The sequence below is a fragment of the Moorena sp. SIO3B2 genome, from assembly GCF_010692525.1.
Classification (GTDB): domain Bacteria; phylum Cyanobacteriota; class Cyanobacteriia; order Cyanobacteriales; family Coleofasciculaceae; genus Moorena; species Moorena producens.
Genome location: NZ_JAAHHE010000404.1, coordinates 1 through 5,175, shown reverse-complemented (window position 1 = coordinate 5,175; position 5,175 = coordinate 1). Strand labels below are relative to the sequence as shown.

Below are 5,175 nucleotides of genomic sequence, written 5' to 3'. Positions count from 1 at the left end.
GCGTGACTCGCATAGCGGCTCAATGCGCGCGCATCGCATTTTCCGATTCCCGATTCCCGATTCCCGATTCCCGATTCCCTACTCCCTTCAACCAACTAACCTTTAACCCGATTAAACCTTAAGATGGTCACTTGGGATACCTATCTAGCATCAATCCATAAAGAGTACGCCCAATGGTGGCGAGTTTATACCCTGACCGATGTCGAAGACCGTAAGCCCAAGCAGCAGCAACCAACTCCTGGGGGGTTTAACTTTAGCCTGATGGTGCAAACCATCAAGTCGGAGCAGCCACAAAGAGACCAGAATCAGGAAGAAACTGAACGCTTGCCCGTCCTAGAAGGATTGCTCCAGTATGCTGCTGACCATGTCTTACTGGTGGGACGTCCGGGTTCTGGTAAATCCACCGCCTTAGTGAGATTGTTGGGGGATGAAGGGATACAAGGGAAAATTCCGGTGCTGGTGGAACTGCGATATTACCAGACATCGGTGCTGGAGTTAGTGCGAAATTTTCTGAAACGTCATGATGTACTGCTGGACTCCACGGAAATTGAAAGACTATTGTTTGATGGACAATTCTGGTTACTGATCGATGGCGTGAACGAGCTACCGTCAGAACAAGCACGCCTAGATTTGACTCAGTTTCGGCAGAATTACCAGAAGCGTACTCCCATGATTTTCACCACTAGGGATTTAGGAGTGGGTGGTGACTTGGGGATTGAAAAGAAGTTGGAAATGCAACCCTTGAGTGCAGCCCAAATGTCGGAGTTTGTCCGAAAGTATTTGCCTGAAAAGGGAGAGCAGATGCTTCAGCACTTGGGCGATCGCTTACGGGAGCTTGGGCAAACTCCTCTACTATTGATGATGTTATGTTCCCTGTTTCAAAATAAGGGAGAGATACCGTCCAATCTGGGGTTAGTGTTTCGCGAATTTACCCAGTTCTATTCTGAGAAAATCAAGCAAGATGTTAAGGTTTCCGAGGAATCAAGAGAATTTTGGCCTGACCTGCTGCAACAGTTAGGGTTTGTGATGACAACAGGGAATAACCTCAAGCAGCTCATCATTGCTATTCCCAAGACCAAAGCCCAGGAAATTATAGCTGACTATCTACGTCATAAGAATTTTCTTGATCCTGATGTTCGCGCTAGGACTTGGCTAAAAGACTTACTCAACCATCACTTGATTCAACAATCAGGAGACTTGATTGAGTTTCGACACCAACTAATCCAAGAATACTATACAGCGGAATATTTATTGAAGCAATTACCAAGTCTTAGTGATCAGGAGTTGCAACAGAACTATATCAATTATTTGAAATGGACAGAACCCCTGGTGCTGATGCTGCAATTGGTAGATAATGAAGCCCAAGCGGAGCGGGTGGTAAGGTTAGGATTAGCAGTGGATTGGCAACTGGGATCCAGGTTAGCAGGAGCAGTAAAACCAGAGTTTCAGGAGCACACTGTTGCTTTGGTGGCTGGGTTAGAAGTTCCAAAGTTACTTAAGGTTGAGCTGTTGGGAATAACTGAATCAGAAAAAGCCATAGCTGAGCTAATTAAATGCTTGGATGATGACGAATCATCTGTGGGTATTATGGCGGTATATGCTCTGGAAAAAATTGGAATAAAAGCCACAATTAACCGTTTAAGTAAATTCTTGGATGATGATGATTCAGATGTGCGAATAAGTGCGGCAGATGCTCTGGGTAAAATTGGGACAGAAGCCACTATATACCCCTTAATTAAATTGCTGAATGATGACGACGATGATGTGTTTAGAAGTGCTGTATATGCTCTGAAAAAAATCGGAACAAAAGCCACGATTGATCGGTTAATTGAATACCTGAATAATGATTCACGTGTGCGTAAAAATGCGGTATATGCTCTGGGTGAAATTGGGACAGAAGCCACGATTAAACCATTAATAAAATGCCTTAATGATAACGACTTATCTGTGCGTAGAAGTGCAGCAGATGCCCTGAATAAAATTAGGACAGAAGCCACGATTAAACCATTAATAAAATGCCTTGATGATAACGACTCATCTGTGCGTAGAAGTGCGACAGATGCTTTGGGTAAAATTAGGACAGAAGCGGCGATTGAACCGTTAATTAAAAAATGCCTGAATGATCACAACGATTCTGTGCGTAGAAGTGCAGTAGATGCTCTGGTTAAAATAGGTAAAGAAGCAGTGATTGAGCCGTTAAATAAATGCCTAGATAATAATAACTATTTGGTGCATTCAAGTGCGGCATTAGCTATGGTAAAAATGCGGATAGAAGTAGCGATTGAGCCGTTAGTTGAATATTTGGATTATCCAGAATCATCTGTGCGGAGGATGGCGGCATATGCTCTGGGTGGAATGGGTAAAGAAGTAGCAATTGAGCCTTTAATTAAATGCCTTGATGATGAAGACTGTCTTGTCCGGAGAATAGCAGCATCTGCTCTGGCTCAAATGGGGACAGAAGCCACGATAGACCCGTTAATTAAATGCCTTGATGATGACGACTATTTGGTACTTATAGTTGCGGCATTTGCTTTGGTAAAAATGGGTAAAAATTTAGGAATTAATAAGTTGGTTAAATGCCTAAACAACCAAAATATTGTTGTGCGTATAATTGCAGCAAACATTCTGGGATATATTGGTGAAAAAAGGTTAATTTATCCATTAATTAAATGCCTTGATGATGACCACAAAGCTGTGCGTTATACTGCGGCATTTGCTTTATATAAAATAGGTGCACAAGTACCGATAGACCCATTAATTAAATGTCTTGATGATGAATGGTCATCTGTACGGAAAATTGCGGCAAGAGCTCTGAGTAAAATTGGTCGAGAAACCACTATTACTAAACTGATTAATCTCCTTAACAAGGAAGAATTGGCAGCAACTAATAATGTAATAAATTTTTATGAGACTATGAATGTCCTTAACGCCATTCAAGAGCGCTGCCAAGTCTACAACCCAATCTATTGTCCCAAACCCACTCCCAAACCCGATCCTCCCAAACTGATTGCCACTCAAACCATATACATCCTCCACCTCTCGGACCTCCACATCACCACCCTTGAGCAAGCTACCCTTTGGTCAAACCAACTCGCCCAAGACCTTACCCAAGACCTTCAAATCCCTCACCTTGATGCTCTGATCCTCTCCGGTGATATCGCGAATTATTCCACTCCAGAAGAATACCAGGCTGCACAACAATTTCTCGACAACCTCCGCCAAGAGTTTCCCCTAGACCCGAAGCAAATTGTTCTAGTTCCCGGTAACCATGACCTAAACTGGGAACTAGCAAAGCGGGCTTATCAGTTTTTGTATCACGAACACTACGAGGGTGAACTAAAAGAGGGTCACTACATAAAACGTGAAGAGCTGATTGGAGTCCGAGATGAAGCCAAATACCAACAACGCTTTTCCCTCTTCAGTCAATTCTATCAAGCTATCAAAGGTCAACCCTATCCCCTCGACTATGACCAGCAAGGGATTATCGACTATTTCCCAGAGCAAAACTTGCTAATCCTAGGACTAAACTCGGCTTGGCAACTGGATCACCACTTCAAAACCCGTGCTAGCATCCACCCAGGTGCTCTGAGCAAGGCCCTGACCAAAATTCGCCGTAACCAAGACTACGACAACTGCCTGAAACTAGCGGTTTGGCACCATCCCCTGAATAGTGACGGAAGCGATAGGATTACCGACCAAGGATTTATGCAACAACTCGCTGTTGCTGGATTCCGCTTGTTCCTCCACGGACACATCCACAAAGCGGAAACTAGCCTTTTCCGTTACGACCTCAGCCCAGGTGGGCGCAAACTCGATGGAATTTGTGCTGGCACCTTTGGCGCACCAACCTTTGAACTACGATCCGGTTATCCCTGGCAATATAATCTACTTAAAATTAAGGATAATCAGCTCACTGTCCGCACTCGCCGTCGGGAAAAAGAAAATGGTGCTTGGAAACCTGATTCACGGTGGACTCAGGGTCCAGGACTTGGTGCTTTGGATTATTATTCCATTGACTTATAGGGAGTCGTGAGTAGGCAGTGATGTGGAATGGGCATCTTGGTGGAACGGGCATCTTGGTGGAACGGGCATCTTGGTGGAACGGGCATCTTGCCCGTGTCCTGGTATCACAAATGCGTTCGCGTAGCGTGGCCTACGGCCAATCGCATTTCGATACTGTTCAATTCTCCTGACTAACCTGATGTTGTGCCAATAGCTGCTCAAATTCCTCAAGAGAGTTACTCTCAAGAGATTGATCAATCAACTGTTCCAACACAGAGATATCGTCTATGGCATTAATCGCTGCCACCAATTCCGGTGATACCGATTCAAAGCGCTTTTGTAAAATTTTAACTACTGTCCCTTGAAAGCTTTTCCGAGATTGTTGAAGTCCTTGTTCCAGACCCCTTTTCATTGCCCTTTCTGACCCTCGACTAATTAAAGGCATCTGTCTTTCCTCCTGATAACGTTCGAGTTCTTGATTCAGCTCCTGTTCTAACTGTTCCGGTAAAGCCATCATCTGGTCAATACATTGGAATAGCTTCACTATATCGTTTTTACTATAACCTTGTTCAAAAAGTATCCGAATCAGGTACCACTTCCATCGCTTGCGCTCCATCGGTTGTTTATGGGTGGCTTTGGTTTTTAAATGAGCCATCACCACTACTGCAAAGGGATTGGTACTCGATTCCAACACCTGCCACCTTGACTCATAGTTGAGTAATTTAACTATGGGAAATTCTAGACTCAGCCGACAACCTCCCAAGCCATATTCATAGGACGATGGAGACCAAGAAGCATTCTCATCCCCCAATACCGCTAAGCTAATCACAGGTTTTTCGTAGAGGTCAAATGCCCTGTAATGATATTGGTACATTCGCTTGGCAAAGGTTGATTCTTTTTGGCTTTGTACCTCTACATGAATCAACACCCAAGTTTCATTTCCACCACAGAGCCACACCTGGAATAATTTATCAGCGATCCGTTTTCCTGACTCGGCAGCACCAACTATCTGCTGTAGCTCTGTATCAAGGGATTGGGGTGTCTGCTTCCAATCAATCAGAGTGTGAACTTCGGGAAAACAAAACTGTAAAAATGACTCAAAATAGGCTTGTAATGCTTCTTTACAAGGATTGTCATAGTCAGCTATTGGTTCGTTCATTTCTATCTTTTAAT

At 43.9% G+C, this 5,175-nt stretch carries 3 protein-coding genes; 1 reads left to right on the top strand and 2 read right to left on the bottom strand.

The window, feature by feature from the left end; translation table 11 throughout:
* The first annotated feature begins 123 nt into the window (after positions 1-123).
* Positions 124-4,023 (top strand): HEAT repeat domain-containing protein, encoded by a 3,900-nt coding sequence (locus F6K38_RS34700; protein WP_287359652.1) that lies wholly within the window; start codon positions 124-126, stop codon positions 4,021-4,023.
* On the opposite strand, the gene F6K38_RS34695 is transcribed toward F6K38_RS34700, so the two are convergent.
* Both F6K38_RS34695 and F6K38_RS34690 read right to left on the bottom strand, forming a co-directional pair.
* Complete coding sequence (locus tag F6K38_RS34695) at positions 4,018-4,233, bottom strand: hypothetical protein (protein WP_287359651.1); 216 nt, start codon at positions 4,231-4,233, stop codon at positions 4,018-4,020. The genes F6K38_RS34700 and F6K38_RS34695 overlap by 6 nt on opposite strands.
* On the bottom strand, positions 4,181-5,161 hold the full coding sequence (locus tag F6K38_RS34690; RefSeq protein WP_287359649.1) for an RpnC/YadD family protein: 981 nt from the start codon (positions 5,159-5,161) through the stop codon (positions 4,181-4,183). The genes F6K38_RS34695 and F6K38_RS34690 overlap by 53 nt, the downstream gene beginning before the upstream one ends.
* Positions 5,162-5,175: the final 14 nt, after the last annotated feature.

Excerpts from the sequence above, each read along its gene's own strand:
- F6K38_RS34700 (WP_287359652.1), top strand. The coding sequence starts at position 124 with ATGGTCACTTGGGATACCTATCTAGCATCAATCCATAAAGAGTACGCC.
- F6K38_RS34690 (WP_287359649.1), bottom strand. The coding sequence starts at position 5,161 with ATGAACGAACCAATAGCTGACTATGACAATCCTTGTAAAGAAGCATTA.